Source organism: Bradyrhizobium sp. Leo114 (assembly GCF_055229415.2).
Window position 1 is genome coordinate 111,361 of sequence record NZ_JBUYEN020000017.1, and the last position, 16,140, is coordinate 127,500.

17 protein-coding genes (1 of these 17 only partly in view) are annotated in these 16,140 nt (G+C 63.7%); 12 read left to right on the plus strand and 5 right to left on the minus strand.

The genetic code is table 11. From position 1 onward, the window contains the following. Positions 1-354: 354 nt before the first annotated feature. Entirely contained in the window at positions 355-1,116 is a 762-nt protein-coding gene (locus tag ACZIRK_RS21800) for a glucose 1-dehydrogenase (RefSeq protein WP_463328085.1), read from the minus strand. 150 nt (positions 1,117-1,266) lie between these two features. Between ACZIRK_RS21800 and ACZIRK_RS21805 the strand changes: the two genes are divergently transcribed. After that, positions 1,267-2,049 carry an SDR family oxidoreductase gene (locus ACZIRK_RS21805; protein ID WP_028163054.1) on the plus strand — a complete coding sequence of 261 codons (783 nt, stop codon included), beginning with the start codon at positions 1,267-1,269 and terminating at the stop codon, positions 2,047-2,049. 29 nt (positions 2,050-2,078) lie between these two features. After that, a complete protein-coding gene (locus tag ACZIRK_RS21810) occupies positions 2,079-3,053 on the plus strand; it encodes an NADPH:quinone reductase (RefSeq protein WP_463328086.1) in 975 nt (324 codons plus the stop codon). On the opposite strand, the gene ACZIRK_RS21815 is transcribed toward ACZIRK_RS21810, so the two are convergent. Then, positions 3,031-3,486 carry a DUF3775 domain-containing protein gene (locus tag ACZIRK_RS21815; RefSeq protein ID WP_028163056.1) on the minus strand — a complete coding sequence of 152 codons (456 nt, stop codon included), beginning with the start codon at positions 3,484-3,486 and terminating at the stop codon, positions 3,031-3,033. The genes ACZIRK_RS21810 and ACZIRK_RS21815 overlap by 23 nt on opposite strands. 116 nt (positions 3,487-3,602) lie before the next feature. On the opposite strand from ACZIRK_RS21815, the gene ACZIRK_RS21820 reads away from it, so the two are divergent. The 4 genes from ACZIRK_RS21820 to ACZIRK_RS21835 all read left to right on the plus strand — a co-directional run bounded on the left by ACZIRK_RS21820 (position 3,603) and on the right by ACZIRK_RS21835 (position 7,066). Further along, entirely contained in the window at positions 3,603-4,457 is an 855-nt protein-coding gene (locus ACZIRK_RS21820) for an MBL fold metallo-hydrolase (protein ID WP_463328087.1), read from the plus strand. A 125-nt stretch (positions 4,458-4,582) separates the two neighbouring features. Then, positions 4,583-5,425: a fumarylacetoacetate hydrolase family protein gene (locus tag ACZIRK_RS21825; RefSeq protein WP_130227566.1), complete on the plus strand. Its 843-nt coding sequence runs from the start codon at positions 4,583-4,585 to the stop codon at positions 5,423-5,425. A gap of 140 nt (positions 5,426-5,565) precedes the next feature. Beyond that, on the plus strand, positions 5,566-6,183 hold the full coding sequence (locus tag ACZIRK_RS21830) for a glutathione S-transferase family protein (protein ID WP_028163059.1): 618 nt from the start codon (positions 5,566-5,568) through the stop codon (positions 6,181-6,183). Between the two features lie 13 nt (positions 6,184-6,196). Then, the gene (locus ACZIRK_RS21835) at positions 6,197-7,066 is read left to right on the plus strand and encodes an MBL fold metallo-hydrolase (RefSeq protein WP_463328088.1); all 870 of its coding nucleotides are present in this window, start codon (positions 6,197-6,199) and stop codon (positions 7,064-7,066) included. A 183-nt stretch (positions 7,067-7,249) separates the two neighbouring features. On the opposite strand, the gene ACZIRK_RS21840 is transcribed toward ACZIRK_RS21835, so the two are convergent. Beyond that, positions 7,250-7,792 (minus strand): methylated-DNA--[protein]-cysteine S-methyltransferase, encoded by a 543-nt coding sequence (locus tag ACZIRK_RS21840; RefSeq protein ID WP_130227568.1) that lies wholly within the window; start codon positions 7,790-7,792, stop codon positions 7,250-7,252. A 112-nt stretch (positions 7,793-7,904) separates the two neighbouring features. Between ACZIRK_RS21840 and ACZIRK_RS21845 the strand changes: the two genes are divergently transcribed. Beyond that, positions 7,905-8,714: an alpha/beta fold hydrolase gene (locus ACZIRK_RS21845; protein ID WP_130227569.1), complete on the plus strand. Its 810-nt coding sequence runs from the start codon at positions 7,905-7,907 to the stop codon at positions 8,712-8,714. 119 nt (positions 8,715-8,833) lie between these two features. Here ACZIRK_RS21845 and ACZIRK_RS21850 read toward each other — a convergent pair whose 3' ends face one another. Continuing rightward, positions 8,834-10,567 (minus strand): adenylate/guanylate cyclase domain-containing protein, encoded by a 1,734-nt coding sequence (locus ACZIRK_RS21850; protein WP_130227570.1) that lies wholly within the window; start codon positions 10,565-10,567, stop codon positions 8,834-8,836. Positions 10,568-10,866: 299 nt separating this feature from the next. Beyond that, entirely contained in the window at positions 10,867-11,322 is a 456-nt protein-coding gene (locus ACZIRK_RS21855; protein WP_130227571.1) for a carboxymuconolactone decarboxylase family protein, read from the minus strand. A gap of 110 nt (positions 11,323-11,432) precedes the next feature. On the opposite strand from ACZIRK_RS21855, the gene ACZIRK_RS21860 reads away from it, so the two are divergent. The 5 genes from ACZIRK_RS21860 to ACZIRK_RS21880 all read left to right on the plus strand — a co-directional run. Further along, positions 11,433-12,299 carry a sigma-70 family RNA polymerase sigma factor gene (locus ACZIRK_RS21860; RefSeq protein WP_130227572.1) on the plus strand — a complete coding sequence of 289 codons (867 nt, stop codon included), beginning with the start codon at positions 11,433-11,435 and terminating at the stop codon, positions 12,297-12,299. 92 nt (positions 12,300-12,391) lie between these two features. Beyond that, complete coding sequence (locus ACZIRK_RS21865; RefSeq protein ID WP_130227573.1) at positions 12,392-13,066, plus strand: GntR family transcriptional regulator; 675 nt, start codon at positions 12,392-12,394, stop codon at positions 13,064-13,066. A 128-nt stretch (positions 13,067-13,194) separates the two neighbouring features. Then, positions 13,195-13,995, plus strand: coding sequence for a phytanoyl-CoA dioxygenase family protein (locus ACZIRK_RS21870; RefSeq protein WP_130227574.1), 801 nt, complete (start codon positions 13,195-13,197; stop codon positions 13,993-13,995). A gap of 139 nt (positions 13,996-14,134) precedes the next feature. Beyond that, complete coding sequence (locus ACZIRK_RS21875) at positions 14,135-15,472, plus strand: NAD(P)H-dependent oxidoreductase (protein WP_130227575.1); 1,338 nt, start codon at positions 14,135-14,137, stop codon at positions 15,470-15,472. Positions 15,473-15,704: 232 nt separating this feature from the next. Next, on the plus strand, positions 15,705-16,140 hold the start of the coding sequence (locus ACZIRK_RS21880; protein ID WP_130227576.1) for a TRAP transporter substrate-binding protein. Its footprint extends 653 nt past the window's final position; 436 of the gene's 1,089 nt are visible here — the first part of the coding sequence; it begins with the start codon at positions 15,705-15,707; its stop codon lies beyond the right edge, outside the window.

Consider the following 16,140-nt stretch of genomic DNA (forward strand, 5'->3'; position numbering starts at 1 on the left):
GAGAGGCCGAACGTGAGGCGGACAACGCTTGGAAGGGCGCCGCTCGATCCGTTCGAAGACTTCCTGAGAAGGCGACCCGGGGCCGAGGGCAACCGGGCGCGAGGCGTATGTATCAATGCTGATCCGCTTTGGAAAGCCCTTCGGCACAGGTTTTTTGAGGTTTTGTGACGGCCAGATTGACGGGATTCGTGCGCGAATCGGACGTTTGGAACCTCCCTTGCCGGAAAGGTCGCAAAAGTGGAGCCTTGGACCAAGAGAAACAGGGGGCGGCCGGGTGAAGCACAGCGAAACCCGGAGCCTGCCCGCGAAGATTCCCGGGTTACGCTGCGCTTCACCCGGGCTACGGATGATGGCTCAGTTCAGCAAGAACCCGCCGTCGACCGTCACCACAGTGCCGGTCATGTAGCGTGAGGCTTTTGAGGCCAGCAGCAGGATCGCGCCGTCGAGGTCGGATTCGGCCCCGATCCGGCGCTGCGGAATCCGCTTTGTCAGCTTCTCGCCGGCGGGCGTGGCCCAGAAATCGTGGTTCATCTCGGTGTCGATATAGCCGGGCGCCAGCGCGTTGACGCGGATGTTGTTGCCGGCGAGCTCCAGCGCCATCACCTTGGTGGCCTGGATGATGCCGGCCTTCGAGACCGTGTAGGGCGAGAGGAATTTCATCACGCTAAGGCCGAGCACGGAAGCGATGTTGACGATGTTGCCCCCCTGCTTGCGCGCGATCATGCGCCGCGCCAGTTCGGTCGCCAGGAAATAGGCGCCCTTGAGATTGGCGTTGATCACGGCGTCCCAATCTGCCTCGGTCTGCTCGGTCGACAATTTCTCGATGGCGATGCCGGCATTGTTGATGAGCACGCTGACCGGGCCGAAGGCGGCTTCCGCTGCGTCCAGCGCTTTGCCGATGCTGGCGATGTCGGTGACGTCCATCTGCACCGCGCTCGCGCGGCCGCCGTTGCCCCTGATCTCCTCCTCCAGGCTCTTCAGCTTGCCGGTCTGCCGCGCCGCCAGGACGACGGCGGCGCCATGCGCGGAAAGGACGCGGGCGAATTGCCGCCCCAGCCCCTGGCTCGCGCCGGTGATCAAGATGGTTTCCTGGCTCACATCGAACAGATCGGACATGGGTACGTTTCCTAGAACCTGATATGCGCGCATTGATACCTACGATTTCGGCCCATGCAACGCCGCAGGACTTACCAGGCCGCGCGGCGTTGGCTAAAGTGGCCAGCATCGAACATTTTAGAAACCGCCTGACATCACGGGAGTGAAACAGTGGATCTTGGGATCAAAGGCCGCCGTGCCATCGTTTGCGCCTCAAGCAAGGGTCTGGGCCGCGCCTGCGCCATCGCGCTTGCCAATGAGGGGGTCCATGTCACCTTGACGGCGCGCGGCGCGGACGCGCTGAAGAAGACCGCCGACGAGATCCGCAAAGCGCATCCCGACGTCACCGTCACCGAGATCGTCGGTGACATCACGACGCCCGCGGGCCGCGAGGCCGTGCTGAAGGCCTGCCCGGAGCCGGACATCCTGATCAACAATGCCGGCGGTCCGCCGCCCGGCGATTTCCGCAACTGGACCCGCGACGACTGGATCAAGGCGATCGACGCCAACATGCTGACCCCGATCGAGCTGATCAAGGCCACCGTCGACGGCATGATGGCACGGAAATTCGGCCGCATCGTCAACATCACCTCCGCCGCGGTGAAGGCGCCGATCGAGATTTTGGGACTTTCCAACGGTGCGCGCGCCGGCCTCACCGGCTTCGTCGCAGGCCTCTCGCGCAAGACCGTCATCAACAACGTTACCATCAATGCGCTGCTGCCGGGGCCGTTCGAGACCGATCGCCTGCTCGGCACTGCGAAACCGGAAGCCGAGAAGCGCGGCATCACGCCCCAGCAAGTGCTGACCGAGCGCGCCAAGCTCAATCCCGCCGGTCGCTTCGGTGATCCCGAAGAGTTCGGCTACGCCTGTGCGTTCCTGTGCGGCGCCAAGGCCGGCTTCATCACCGGCCAGAACATCCTGCTCGACGGCGGCGCCTTCCCGGGCACGCTGTGAGGATGGGCACGCTGTGAGAGCGGTCTGGTATGAGCGGACGGGGACCGGCGGCGGAGGTCCTGACTTTCGGCGAAGTACCGACGCCGGCGGCGGGTGCGGGCGAAGTGCGCATCCGCCTCGAAGCTTCCGGCGTCAATCCCGCCGATGTCGGCCGCCGCGGCGGCAATTATCGAGCGATGGAATATCCGCGCGTGATCCCGAACAGCGATGGTGCGGGGATCATCGATCAGGTCGGCGACGGCGTGAAGCGGTTCAATGTCGGTGACCGGGTCTGGCTGTTCAACGGCCAGCGCAACGGTCGCGCCTTTGGCACCGCCGCGGAATATATCCCGCTCCTCGAGCACCTCGTGACGCCGCTGCCGGACAACCTCACCTTCGCGGAAGGCGCCACCCTCGGCATCCCCGGCATGACCGCGTGGTGCTGCCTGTTTGCGGACGGGCCGATCGTGGGCAAGACCGTGCTGGTTACCGGCGGCGCCGGCGCAGTCGGCCACTATGCCGTGCAATTGGCGAAATGGGGCGGCGCCGAGGTGATCGCAACCGTCAGCTCACCGCACAAGGCCGAGCAGGCGCGCCGCGCGGGCGCCGATCTCGTGATCAACTACAAGGAGGAGGATGTCGTTGCGAAGGCCATGGCCTTCACCCATCAACGCGGCGTCGATCGCGTGGTCGATGTCGATTTCGGCGGCAATCTCGCTGCTACGCTGAAGCTGATGGCGGTCAATTCCACGATCGCCGTCTACGCCACCAACGGCAATCGCAACCCCGTCGTGCCGATGCGCGAATTGATGCAGAAATGCATCGCCTTGCGCGCGCTGGTGCTGTTTGCGTTACCACTGCCCTTGCTCGCCGCGGCGCAAGCCGACATCACGAAATGGCTCGCGGCCGGACCGCGCCTGCACAACATCGCCGGGCAGTTTGCGTTGTCGGAGACGGCACAGGCTCATCTGGCGGTTGAGAAGGGCGACAAGCTCGGCACCGTTATCGTTGATTGCGCTCGTTGACCGACCGCTCACTCTCGCTGGATGAGTCCGCCGAAGTGCGCTCGTCGGTCCAGGGACGATCGAACTGCTCGAGCCCCTCGGCCAGCAGATCGCCCAGCATGGGTTCGCCGAGCAGATAGCGCGCGGTGCGTCCGTTATATTGATCGGCGGCCTCTCGCCTCAGATCGTCCCATTCCTCGATCGGGCGATCGCCGCGCCCAAGCCGCATCAGGGCGACGAGGTCGATCTGCTCGTCTTCGGAAAGAGCGCGGATGAAGCCCCTGATTTCCCGCTCGACCGGATCCTGGCCATCATCTTCCAGCACATCGATCATCTCGTCGTCAGTGGCGTTCGAGCCGGAATCCGGGTCGGATGCCGCTTCCTTGACATCGAATTCCCGCGCTTTCTCGATCAAAAAACCGACTTTATCGGTCGATATCGACAGTTCGGCCATTGCGCGCTCCTGTTCTCGCGATCCGATAACGCCGGATCATCCGAGATGATCCATTGCGCGGGCAAGCGGAAACCAGCATCTTCGCAATAACAAGCGTTTCAATAAGGAAGCCGCCGATGGAGTGGAAAGTAGGCAGGGTCAAGATCACCAAGGTCGTCGAATTGGAGACGGTCGGGCATACCCGTTTCATCCTGCCGCTCGCGACCAACGAGGAAGTCCAGAAGCTGCCCTGGCTCATTCCGCATTTCGCCACCGACGAAGGCCGGCTGAAAATGTCGATCCATTCGCTGCTGGTGGAGACGCCGACACGGCGGATCATCGTCGACACCGGGCTCGGCAATGACAAGCAGGGTCGCAACGTGCCGAGCTGGAACAACCGCAAGCATCCCTTCCTGGAGACGTTGACTGCGGCGGGCTTTCCCCCCGATAGCATCGACACCGTGCTGTGCACGCACCTGCATGTCGACCATGTCGGCTGGAACACGAAGCTCGTCGACGGCCAATGGGTGCCGACCTTTCCCAAGGCCCGCTACGTATTCGGCCGGACCGAATTCGAGCATTGGCGCGACCACGGCAAATCGCCTGACCAAATCGCGGTGTTCACCGATTCCGTGAAGCCGATCGCGGATGACGACAGGGCCGACCTCGTGCCCTCCGACCACCGCCTGACGGAGGAGATCACGCTGATCCCGACGCCCGGCCACAGCCCGGGCCATATGAGCATCCACATCCGCTCCGACGGCGAGGAAGGGCTGCTCACCGGCGACGTCGCCCACCATCCCTGCCAGATGGCCCATCCGGACTGGTCCTCGACGGCGGATTCGGACCATAAGCAATCGGCGGCGACGCGGCGCGAATTGTTCTCCCGCTTTGCCGATACGCCGACACTGGTGATCGGCGGCCATTTCACCGCCGGTCACATCGAGCGCGAGGGGGAGGCCTTCAAGTTCATCGCGCTGGAACGGATCTAGCGCCCACACTACCTGCGTTTGCCCACCCCACCCCGCGCTTTCGGCAGTTGAATTTCGCGCCGTGCTGCTCCATGAAGCGCCCTAAGTCCGCAAAGTCCAAAAACCCCTGTAGGGAGTGATCAAAAATGAAGCTTGTTCGTTACGGCGCGAAGGGTGAGGAAAAGCCCGGCCTGATCGACAAATCCGGCCAGTTGCGCGACCTGTCGGCGCATCTGAAGGACCTCACCGGCGAGGCCTATTCGCCGGAATCCCTGGCCAAGCTGGCCGCGCTCGACCCGTCCAAGCTGCCTTCAGTTCCCGGTAACCCGCGCTTCGGCGCGCCGGTCACCGGAATCTCGAAATTCGTCGCCATCGGGCTGAACTACACCGACCATGCCAAGGAAACCGGCAATCCGATTCCATCCGAGCCGATCTTCTTCCTGAAGGCCAACACCGCCCTCTCCGGCCCGAACGACGCCGTGGAGAAGCCGCGCGGCTCGACCAAGCTCGACTGGGAAGTGGAGATCGCCGCCATCATCGGCACCCGCGCCAAGTACGTCTCGGAGGCCGACGCGCTGAACCATGTCGCCGGCTATTGCGTCTGCAACGACGTCTCCGAGCGCAATTTCCAGATCGAGCGTCTGGGACAGTGGACCAAGGGCAAGTCGCACGACACCTTCGGCCCGCTCGGCCCTTGGCTCGTCACCAAGGACGAGATCCCGAACGTGCAGAGCCTCTCGATGTGGCTCGACGTCAACGGCCAGCGCCGCCAGACCGGCTCGACCTCGACCATGATCTTCTCGATGGCCAAGTGCATCTCCTACGTCTCGCAGTTCATGACGCTGCTGCCCGGCGACATCGTCACGACCGGCACCCCGCCCGGCGTCGGCACCGGCATGAAGCCGCCGCAGTACCTCAATGTCGGCGACGTCGTGACGCTGGGCATCGAGAGCCTGGGCGAGCAGCGCCAGGAGATTGTCGCGGCGTAATGCGGCGCTTCACCGGTGGGCGCTAGCTCGTCATGGCCGGGCTTGTCCCGGCCATCCACGCTTGTCGCTTCGAGGACGTGGATGCCCGGGACAAGCCCGGGCATGACGGCGAAACAGAACTCCCGAGGGAATTCACCCAGATGAAGCTTACCTTCTCGCCCGCCTCGCCATTTGCCCGCAAAGTGCGCATTGCTGCGATCGAGACCGGGCTGATCGACAAGATCGAACTGGTGCCCGCCACGGTCGCGCCAGGCACCGCAAACGATGCCTACACGCGCGACATCAACCCGCTGAAGAAACTGCCGGTCCTGATCCTCGATGACGGCGACGTCATCCTCGATTCCTACGTCATCGTCGAATATCTCGACGATCTCGCCGGCGGCGGCAAATTGATTCCGGCCTCCGGACCGGCGCGTTGGAAGGCGAAAACCGACCACTCGCTGCTGCAGGGCATGCTCGATTCCATGCTGTTGTGCCGGTACGAGAAGATGGTGCGGCCGCAGGGCTTGCAGTGGCAGGCCTGGTATGACGACCACTGGAACCGGGCCTGGGCCGGCATGGCGCGGTTCGAGCAGCGGGAGGATGTGCTTTCCGGGCCGTTCAACGTCGCGCAGATCGGACTGGTTTGCGTGCTCGGCTATGCCGACCTCCGCTTCTCCGACTGCGGCTGGCGCAAGGCCTATCCGAAGCTTGATACGTTCAACCAGAAGATGCTGGAACGGCCATCAGTCAAGATCTCGGTGCCGCCGCCAGCCTGAAGCGGAGTCTGCCATGAGCCTCATCTTCTCGATCGGCGACCTCACCATCCACCGCATCATCGAGCAGGAGACGGCATTCCTGCCGGCGCTGGACATGCTGCCCGGCCTGAAGCCGGACATGCTGGCCGAGAACCGGGCCTGGATGCGCGAGGCCAAGGCGCTCGACGATAGCGACGTGCTGCTCTTGTGCTTCCAGTCCTATGTCGTGAAGACACCGCATCATACCATCCTGATCGATAGCTGTATCGGCAACGACAAGCCGCGCCCGCAGCGGCCGAAATGGAACGTGAAGACCGACGACACCTATATGCGCGGCCTCGCCGCGGCCGGGTGCTCGGTCGAAGACATCGACTATGTGATGTGCACGCATCTGCATGTCGACCATGTCGGCTGGAACACGCGACTGGAAAACGGCCGCTGGGTGCCGACGTTTCCAAAAGCGCGCTACGTCTTTGCCAAGGGCGAGTTCGACTACTGGACCGCGCAGAACGAAAAGAGCGAGGTGCCACCCTTCGTCGACAGCGTGCTGCCGATCGTGGAGTCAAAGCGCGAGGCGATCGTGACGAATGATTTCGCCATCGGCGACCACGCACGCATTTTGCCGACGCCCGGGCACACACCGGGCCATGTCGCCTTCACTCTTGGGCGCGGCAAGGACGACGCCGTGTTCTCCGGCGATCTCATGCACTCGCCGCTGCAGACGCATTATCCGGAACTGTCGGCGAAATTCGATGTCGACCAGGCGCAGGCGGCGCGGACGCGGCGCAGTTTCCTGGAGCGCTATTGCGATACCGATACGCTCTGCTGCACCGCGCATTTCCCCTCGCCCTCGGTCGGCAAGATCAAGCGGAGCGGCGACGGGTTCACGTGCGAGGCGGTGTAGCTGTCGGAGGGGAGCTGCGGCTCGGCCGCGTTCTCCTCACCTCTCCCAAAGGGAGAGGTCGGCGCGTAGCGCCGGGTGAGGGGTTACGCTCTATCGAGAGACCTGAACCCCTCACCCGGATCGCTGACGCGATCCGGCCTCTCCCTATGGAAGAGGTGTTCGAGCCCGCGGCACCGTCAGAGCTCAATCGAACAAGCTCGGCGTGTGGTTGACGATCGCGCCCTCGATCTCGAGCATCTTCAGCTTCGTCACCACGCCGCCATTCGCCGAGAAGCCGCCGGGCTTGTTGCCGGCTGCGAGCACGCGGTGGCAGGGCACGACGATCGGGCACGGGTTGCGGCCGAGCGCCTGGCCGACGTCGCGCGACAGCTCGACGCCCCCAAGCTGCTTGGCGATCTCGCCATAGGTCATGGTCTTGCCCGGAGGGATCCTGCGCGCGATGTCATAGACGCCGCGGTTGAACTCCGGCACGTCGTCGAGGTCGAGCACGACCTCGGCAAGATCGTTCGGTTTGCCCTCGAGCAGTTCGATCATGGCTTCGATCACGCGTCTCACTTCCACTGGCGGTGCGGCTTCCGTCACCTCGCCGCCCCGCTGCCGGATGCGTTTGCGGGTGTTTTCCTCGGTCTCCATCGGCAATTGCACGCCGGTGATACCGTGTTCGCCCCACATTACGCCGCAGGCGCCGATCACGGTGTCAAAGATCGCAAAATGCTGGCCGGCCATGGCTTGCTCCATATCTCAGGCTCGAGATTTCGAGCTTTGTCCTTGCAATGGAATCTAGGCTTGGAGAATGTTGCTATCCACCCGAATCCTGCGGGAACTTGCGAGCATCCCCATGCAAACCCTTCGCGTCAACGGATACGACATGGCCTATCTCGAGGTGGGCGAAGGGCCGCCATTGGTGTGCGTGCACGGCTCGCTCTGCGATTTCCGCATCTGGTCGGCGACGCTGGGACTTCTGTCGCGCAAGCACCGCGTGATCGCGGTCAGCCTCCGGCACTTCTTCCCCGACCGCTGGAATGGCGTCGGCGACACCTATTCGATCGCCCAGCACGTCGAAGACGTCATCGCCTTCATCGAGCAGATCGAACCGAAACCGGTCGGCCTGATGGGCCACTCGCGCGGCGGACACGTCTCCTTCCGCGTCGCGCAGCGGCGGCCTGATCTGCTGCGCAAATTGATCCTGGCCGAGCCCGGCGGCGAGCTGGATGAGACGCTCGATCCCGACTTCAAGCCGGGCCCCTCCCCGCTGGCGGCGCGGATCGCCGCCTCCGCCGAAATCATCGCCAAGGGCGACATCGATGGCGGGCTGCAGATCTTCATCGACGCGCTGGAAGGCCCCGGCGCCTGGAAGCGGCTGCCGGCGGCAGTGAAAGAGCCGTTGCGCGACAACGCAACGACGCTGATCGGCCAGACGCGCGACAAGCGGCCGCCGTTCTCGAAGGCGGACGCCGAAGCGATCAGGACACCGACACTGTTCATCGGCGGCGCCAACACCAGAGGCGCACTGCCGAAAGTGCTGCACACGCTGGCGGCCCATGTGAAGGATTCGCGCACCGAGATCATCCCGGGCACGACGCATCCGATGTTCGAGCAGGCCCCGCAGCGCTACTGCGAGATCGTGCTGGATTTTCTGGCTGAGTAACGGTCCGTCACGTCAGCCAAAGCCACGTCATTGCGAGCGCAGCGAAGCAATCCATTTCTCGGGTCACTGAGGCATGGATTGCTTCGCTGCGCTCGCAATGACGGGTGGAGAGAGCCGCATCACTTGTGATCGAGATACCATGAGCCATCCCAGGCATCGGCGGGCGGATTTGTCTTGAAGCCTTCGATGCGGTTGACAAAGGTCATGGATGGTCCGTCGGCGGGAACCGCTTCAAGTGCCTCCTTGAAGGCCGTAAGCGCCTCGTCCCAACGTTGGGCGCGATAAGCGGCCAGTCCCTCGGAGTATCGCTTCAACAATGCCGATTGTGCCGGGCTGAGCTCGCCCTTGCGCCCGATGATCTCGAACACCGTGACCGGCCGCGTCTGGCCAACGACGACCAGCCGATCGACCTCGCGAAACTCGATCGCATCGGCGGCCGCTTTCACCGTCGCTTCGGAAACCAGGGCATGGCTGCCGTATATCTTGTTCACGCCCTCCAGGCGCGAGGCAAGGTTTACCGCATCGCCCATGACGGTGTAGCTCATCATGAATTCCGAGCCGATGCTTCCCACCAGCACCTCGCCGGTCGCAACGCCGATGCGAACGTCGCATTCACTCGGTACCGACCGCACGCCGAGCAGCTCGGGCAATTCCGTCCGCAATGCCGTACCGCGATCGGCCATGTCGACGGCGGCAAGGCAGGCAAGCCGCGCCTGTTCGGCATCCTCGTTGAATGGCGGGCCCCAATAGGCCATGATCGCATCACCGATATATTTGTCGATGATGCCGTGATGGCTGCGGATCGGGCCGGACATGGTCGAGAGGTAGTGATTCATCACCTTGACCAATCCCTGCGGTGTCATTCCTTCGCTGAGGCTGGTAAAGCCCTTCATGTCGCAGAACAGCACGGTCATGATACGGCGCTGACCGTCGGTCGCGGTCAATGATTGTCTCTCAATCAGCCCTTCCACGACTCGCGGATCGATGTATCTTCCGAAGGTCTCACGCATCCGCTCCTTGTGGCGCAATTGCTCCACCATCTTGTTGAACGCCGTTGTCAGTTGGCCGATCTCGTCTCGCGTGGTGACGTCGATCGAGCCATCGAGCCGGCCGGCTTCGACGGCGCGGGTGCCCTCCAGCAAGCGCCTGACAGGCCGCGTGATGCCGGTGCTTACGAAGAACGAAAACAGCAGGCCCAGTATCGCGGCGAGTGCTGTCAGAATGACCGAGATCAAGATCGAGCTTTGCTGATCTCTCATCGTCGCCGCGGCGTCCGCGCGCACCTGCGCCAGCATCTCCCCGCGGACCTCGTCCACTCTCTGGTTGAGTTCATTGCGCAGGGCTTCGGTGCGAGCAAGACTGGCATTGACTTCGGCAAGATTGCCGGCTTCGAGCAGCGGCAGCAGCCGTTTGTGCTCCTCACCCAGATAGCGGCGGAGGTCGTTATTCAGCGTCTCAATTCGATCGTCGATCCGGCCCAGCCTCGCGTTGTCGGATTCGGTGGAAAGATCCGCGATGATCGCGTTGATGAGGCCACGCGCGGTCTTCGCTTCCTGATCGACTTGCAGACCCTTGGCCTCGTAAACTTTCTGCTGCTCGGCCACGGCAGCCTGGTCCGGTGGCGATCGCATGCCTGCGATCACCATCCTGCGGAGCGCCAATGCCTGCTCCAGCGAACGGACGTTCATCCGCGCCAGATGACCGTAAGCCTCAACATATTTCGTCGTCAGCTCATCGAGCTGGTGGGCGATCCTCCTTGCCATCACCGTCGACAACACCGAGATGATGGCCATCAGCACGATGAGGCCCATGGCGATGCCAAGGATTCGGTTTCTGATTGTCGGTTGCAGCATCAAAGGGCGCTCTGGTGTGACACGCGGATCTTCGAAGGAGGAACAGGACGACACGAGAATGGGAAGCGGGGCCGATCGAGACTTGGCCAACTGATCAGCGGCCGGGAACTTAGCACAGTTCCAGAGGCAGGATTGCGTGTCGTTTTCAGCGCCGCGGGGACCGGCGGGCTTTATCTGCGCGGACCTTAAGTGCTCAATAATGAATTCAGGAAAAGGCAAGGCGGCGGGTGAGGAGCCTCCTCACCGGCTACAGTGTCGCGACCGCCCCCCAAAGGTAGGGGGCGGCAAGCGTTTTTCTATCACACCTTCCACGAACCGACCGGCTGGCGGACGGCAACGTTGAGGCGATTCCAGACGTTGATGACGGCGATCGCAAGGATCAGGGACGCCAACTCCTTTTCGTTGAAATGTTTGTCGGCCTCACGCCAGATCGCTTCCGGCACCCCCTCCTCGCGGTCGCTCAGCCGGGTCAGCGATTCCGTCAGCGCAAGCGCGGAGCGCTCGGCGTCGGTGAAATAGGGGGCGTCGCGCCAGGTGGCGACGCAGAACAGGCGCTCGTCGGTTTCCCCTGCCCTCTTCGCGAGTTTCGGATGCATGTCGACGCAGACGCTGCAGCCGTTGATCTGGCTGGCGCGCAACTGCACGAGTTCGATCAGTTTCTCGGACAGATTGCCGTGCGGCAGGTTGCTGAGCGCCTGCATTGTCTTCATGGCCTCGGGAATGACCATCACCGGGTGGTTCATGCGGGCTTGCATCGTTGGTTCTCCATATCGTTGGCTTTGACGCGGTCCGGCCGATTTGCTGTCACACCGGCCGGATTTGCTTCGTCATGGCCATGACGGACGCGAGATGGAGAGTGTGACCGATGGACGAGAAAAATTTTCTGGCCGCGCAATTCGAGACCAATCGGGCCCATCTGCGTGCCGTGGCCTACCGCATGCTGGGCTCAACGGGCGAGATCGACGACGCGGTGCAGGAAACCTGGCTGCGGCTCAGCCGCACCGACGCCTCCACGGTCGAAAATCTGGGAGGCTGGCTGACCACGGTGATCGCCCGCGTCTGCCTCGACATGCTGCGCGCGCGCAAGGCGCGCCGCGAGGACCCGATGGGCCCGCACGTGCCCGAGCCGGCCGCGCACGATACGCATGAGCGTGAGGCCGAGATGGCCGATTCCGTCGGCGCGGCGCTGCTGGTGGTGCTGGATGCGCTCGCACCGGCCGAACGGTTGGCTTTCGTGCTGCACGACATGTTCGCCGTTCCCTTCGAGGAGATCGCACCGATCGTCGGTCGTACGCCGGCAGCGGCGCGCCAGCTTGCAAGCCGTGCCCGGCGCCGCGTGCAGGGCTCCCGCGAGGCGGCCGATAGCGATGCGCTGCGGCAGCGCCGCATCGTCGAGGCATTCCTCGCGGCCTCGCGCGACGGCGATTTCGAGGGCCTGCTCGCAGTGCTCGATCCCGATGTCGTGTTCCGCGCCGATGCGGCGGCGCAGCGATTAGGATCGCTGGCGGAAATCCGCGGCGCGCCGGCGGTTGCCGAAACCTTCAAGGGACGGGCGCAGGCCGCAAAGCCGGCGCTGGTCGATGGCACCCCGGCGCTGGCGGTCATTCTCGACGAGCAACTGCGGATCGTGCTGCAGTTCACCATTGCCGGCAACAGGATCGCGGCATTCGAGGCTATTGCCGACGCGGAGCGGATCGCGACGTTCGACATCGAGATGCTTCCACGCGACTAGGGCAAAGGGCAGCCTGGTTCCGCCTTGACGGCACCTGAAGCCGGGGCTAGCTTTTCGAATACGGAATTCTGTATTCCGAAGGAAACCCCGGCATGCTCCCGCTCGAGCCGCTACCCAACCTGATCGACCAGGTCCATGCGCGGATCCTGGAGGCGATCATCGACCGTTCGCTGCCGCCGGGGCAGCGGATCACCCAGAACGAGCTTGCCGAGAAGCTTGGCGTGTCGCGCCAGCCGGTGTCGCACGCGCTCCATCTGCTGCACCGCCAGGGATTGGTCGCCGAAAGCGGCCGCCGCGGCTTCGAGGTGACCCAGCTTGATCCGCAGCGCATCCGCCAGCTCTACGAAGTCCGCGGCGCGATCGACGCGCTGGCGGCACAGCTTGCCGCCTGGCGCAGCAGGACCGATGCCTCCGGCCGCGAGCGGCTGAACGCGGCGCTGACGGCCGGACGCGCGATCGATGCGAAGACGCCCCTCGCCGAACTGATCGCGCGCGATGTCGACTTCCACAGCGCGATCTATCTGCTGTCAGGCAATCCCGCGATCGAGGAGATGATCGCGCCGCAATGGGCGCATATGCGCCGCTCGATGGCGACCGTGCTCGCCGAGCTCGATTATCGCGAAAGCGCCTGGGCCGAGCATGAGCAGATCGCCGCGCATATCTTCGCCGGCAATGGCACGGCGGCCGAGGCCGCGGCGTCAGCGCATGCGCAGACAGCAGGACGGATGACGGAGGAGAGATTGAGGGTAGCGACCATCGCTGCATGACGCTCCGTCATGCCCGGGCTTGACCCGGGCATCCACGTCTTGGACGCAGAGAGAACGGCGTGGATGGCCGGGTCAAGCCGGGCCATGGCGACTGAGAGATCAACGATAAACCAAAAGGAGGACACACCATGAAACTGACGCCAGAGCAGATCGAATTCTTCAACCGCGAGGGCTGGCTGTTCCTGCCCGAATTGTTCAGCCAGGAAGAGGTGGATTTCCTCGCCCGCGAGGCGGTGAGTATCTACGACGCCAACCGCCCCGAGGTGTGGCGCGAGAAGAGCGGTGCGCCGCGCACCGCCTTTGCCGCGCATCTCTACAACGAGGCCTTCGGCGCCCTCGGCGCACATCCGCGCATGATCGAGCCGATCGAGCAGATCTTCGGCGAGAAGGTCTACATGCATCAGTTCAAGATCAACGCGAAGGCGGCCTTCACCGGCGATGTCTGGCAGTGGCACCAGGATTACGGCACCTGGAAGCGCGACGACGGCATGCTGGAGCCGCGCGCGATGAATATCGCGATCTTCCTCGACGAGGTGATGCCGATCAATGGCCCCTTGATGCTGGTGCCGAAGAGCCACCATGCCGGCGACCTCAAGGCCGCCCATGACCTTCAGACCACCTCCTATCCGCTGTGGACGCTGGACGAGGAGACCGTGACGCGCCTGGTGAAGGACGGCGGCATCGTCGCGCCGACCGGCAAGGCCGGCGGCATGCTGATGTTCCACGGCAATCTGGTGCATGGATCGAGCGGCAACATCACACCCTATCCGCGCAAGATCGTGTACCTGACACTGAACGCGGTCTCGAACTACATCCGCACGCCGACGCGGCCGGAATACATCGCCCATCGCGATTTCACGCCGATCCAGACGGTCGCCGACGACGCGCTGGTCCGGCTGGCGCGTGCGCCGCGGCAGGCGGCGGAGTAGTCTTCCTGTCATTCCGGGACGCGCGAAGCGCGGGCCCGGAATCCATTTCTCCGCGCGCGCATGCGGCCGATGGATTCCGGGCTCGACGCTTGCGCGTCGCCCCGGAATGACCAAGCCAATCATCATCGGATATCCCGCCATGAACCTCCACCACCTCCTCAAAGCCCGCGCCGCCGCCGGCAAGCCGGTTCGCGTGGCGCTGATCGGCGCCGGAAAATTCGGCTCGATGTTCCTGTCGCAGGTGCCGCACACGCCGGGATTGGAGGTGCCCATCATCATCGATCTCGACCGCGACCGCGCACGCGAGGCGTGCCGCACCGTCGGCTGGGGCGAGGATCGGATCAAAGCCACGACGTTCACCGATGACGGCGCGCGGGCGATTGCCGGCGGCGCGATGGATGTGGTGGTGGAGGCAACCGGCAATCCGGCGGTCGGCATCAGACACGCGCGCGCGGCGATCGCGGCCGGCAAGCACATCGTCATGGTCAACGTCGAGGCCGACGTGCTGGCGGGCCCGCTGCTCGCGGAGGAGGCCCGCAAGGCCGGCGTGGTCTATTCGCTCGCTTACGGCGACCAGCCGGCACTGACGGCGGAAATGGTCGATTGGGCACGCGGCACCGGTTTTCGTGTCGTTGCCGCCGGCAAGGGCACGAAGTATCTGCCTGTTTATCACGACGTGACGCCCGAAGGCGTTTGGAGCCACTACGGCCTCACCGCCGGCGAGGCGCAATCCGCCGGCATGAATCCGCAGATGTTCAACTCCTTCCTCGACGGCACCAAGTCCGCGATCGAGATGGCGGCGATTGCCAACGCAACCGGCCTCGACGTGCCCTCCGATGGCCTCTTGTTTCCGCCCTGCGGCGTCGACGATCTCCCGCATATCTTGCGGCCGCGCGAGAAAGGCGGCGTGCTGGAGAAGTCGGGTGTGGTGGAAGTGGTGTCGTCGATCGAGCGCGACGGCCGTCCGGTCTTCCGCGACCTGCGCTGGGGCGTCTATGTCGTGCTGGAGGCCCCGAACGACTATGCCGCCGATTGCTTCAAGCAATACGGGCTGAAGACGGACGCCTCCGGCCGCTATGCGGCGATGTACAAGCCCTATCATCTGATCGGACTGGAGCTGAACATCTCGGTCCTGTCGGCAGCATTACGCAATGAGCCAACCGGCCAGCCGCACGGCTTTCGCGGCGATGTCGCCGCAGTCGCCAAGCGCGATCTGCGTGCAGGCGAAGAGCTCGATGGCGAAGGCGGCTACACGGTGTGGGGCAAGCTGATGCCGGCACACGCAAGCTTTGCCGCCGGCGCATTGCCGATCGGGCTCGCCCATCGCGTGAAGCTGAAGAACAATATCGCGCATGGCGCGGTGGTGCGCTGGAGCGATATCGAGATCGACGCGAATAACGAGACGATCAAGACGCGCAAGGCGATGGAAGCGGCGTTCGGCGGGACGAAGGCAGACGCCGAGCGCGTGCGTGCCTGACAATTGAGCGCGCGCTTCGCAACTGCGATAGAGCATTGCGCTTGATTATCGATGGGCGAACGGTCATGCTCGCTGACGGAACCGGAAATTTCGGAATTCCGATAACAAGAGCCTGTTGAAGGCCTGCGAACCCAATCACCACAATCCAGCGTCGGTCACCGACGAAGCCCAAAACGACACTCAAGATCGTTGTCCCTCGTCGAGGTATCGACACCAGCAGAGGGGAAACGCAATGAAACGTCGTGAGTTCTTGAAGGCAGGCGGCATCTCGCTCGCCGCGAGCGCCATTGCTGCGCCCGCGGTTGCGCAATCGATGCCGGAAGTGAAATGGCGCCTCGCGGCGAGTTGGCCGAAGGCGCTCGATACGCTCTATGGCGGCTGCGAATTTTTCTGCAGGCGCGTGGCCGAGATCACCGACAACAGATTCCAGATCCAGCCGTTCGCGGCCGGTGAAATCGTGCCCGGCCTGCAGGTGCTCGATGCCGTGTCGAACGGCACGGTCGAGATGGGCAACACCGCGCTCTATTACTATTGGGGCAAGAACCCGGCCTTCACGTTCGGCACGTCGCTGCCGTTCGGCCTCAACACGCGCCAGCACATCTCCTGGCTGCAATGGGGCGGCGGACAGGATCTGCTCAACGATCTGCTCAAGGAATATGGCTGCACCA

Coding starts and splice junctions, on each gene's coding strand:
- ACZIRK_RS21875 (WP_130227575.1), top strand. CDS start 14,135: ATGAACCTCCACCACCTCCTCAAAGCCCGCGCCGCCGCCGGCAAGCCG.
- ACZIRK_RS21825 (WP_130227566.1), top strand. CDS start 4,583: ATGAAGCTTGTTCGTTACGGCGCGAAGGGTGAGGAAAAGCCCGGCCTG.
- ACZIRK_RS21870 (WP_130227574.1), top strand. CDS start 13,195: ATGAAACTGACGCCAGAGCAGATCGAATTCTTCAACCGCGAGGGCTGG.
- ACZIRK_RS21800 (WP_463328085.1), bottom strand. CDS start 1,116: ATGTCCGATCTGTTCGATGTGAGCCAGGAAACCATCTTGATCACCGGC.
- ACZIRK_RS21840 (WP_130227568.1), bottom strand. CDS start 7,792: ATGGCCGGCCAGCATTTTGCGATCTTTGACACCGTGATCGGCGCCTGC.
- ACZIRK_RS21865 (WP_130227573.1), top strand. CDS start 12,392: ATGCTCCCGCTCGAGCCGCTACCCAACCTGATCGACCAGGTCCATGCG.
- ACZIRK_RS21810 (WP_463328086.1), top strand. CDS start 2,079: ATGAGCGGACGGGGACCGGCGGCGGAGGTCCTGACTTTCGGCGAAGTA.
- ACZIRK_RS21820 (WP_463328087.1), top strand. CDS start 3,603: ATGGAGTGGAAAGTAGGCAGGGTCAAGATCACCAAGGTCGTCGAATTG.
- ACZIRK_RS21850 (WP_130227570.1), bottom strand. CDS start 10,567: ATGCTGCAACCGACAATCAGAAACCGAATCCTTGGCATCGCCATGGGC.
- ACZIRK_RS21855 (WP_130227571.1), bottom strand. CDS start 11,322: ATGCAAGCCCGCATGAACCACCCGGTGATGGTCATTCCCGAGGCCATG.
- ACZIRK_RS21830 (WP_028163059.1), top strand. CDS start 5,566: ATGAAGCTTACCTTCTCGCCCGCCTCGCCATTTGCCCGCAAAGTGCGC.
- ACZIRK_RS21860 (WP_130227572.1), top strand. CDS start 11,433: ATGGACGAGAAAAATTTTCTGGCCGCGCAATTCGAGACCAATCGGGCC.
- ACZIRK_RS21835 (WP_463328088.1), top strand. CDS start 6,197: ATGAGCCTCATCTTCTCGATCGGCGACCTCACCATCCACCGCATCATC.
- ACZIRK_RS21845 (WP_130227569.1), top strand. CDS start 7,905: ATGCAAACCCTTCGCGTCAACGGATACGACATGGCCTATCTCGAGGTG.
- ACZIRK_RS21815 (WP_028163056.1), bottom strand. CDS start 3,486: ATGGCCGAACTGTCGATATCGACCGATAAAGTCGGTTTTTTGATCGAG.